The organism is Paenibacillus popilliae ATCC 14706 (assembly GCF_000315235.1).
Classification (GTDB): Bacteria; Bacillota; Bacilli; order Paenibacillales; family Paenibacillaceae; genus Paenibacillus_B; species Paenibacillus_B popilliae.
Genome location: NZ_BALG01000085.1, coordinates 1 through 243, shown reverse-complemented (window position 1 = coordinate 243; position 243 = coordinate 1). Strand labels below are relative to the sequence as shown.

Sequence of the window (243 nt, the reverse complement as noted above, 5' to 3'; positions counted from 1 at the left end):
CGATGGAACGGATTCCTTTTTAAGCTTTGGAGGGTTGGCAGGTGCCTCGGTACTTTTGGCTGCAAAATTGAGCATTTTTCACTTGCAAAAAACAGTCCGGATCGGTTTGAGTTCGTCTTCACCCCCAAACATGGCTCCTGGCTCAATGTGATTGAAAGCTTCTTCGCAAAGATGACGAAACAGGTATTTCGTCATCTCCGGGTGGTTTGGAAAATTGACAAGGCACGAACGTTATTTCAGGAA

General features: G+C 45.7%; 1 pseudogene. It reads left to right on the top strand.

Annotation, left to right across the window (positions count from 1 at the left end):
• Positions 1 to 84 precede the first annotated feature (84 nt).
• Positions 85 to 243: pseudogene (locus PPOP_RS25830) on the top strand (transposase); the annotation flags it as partial.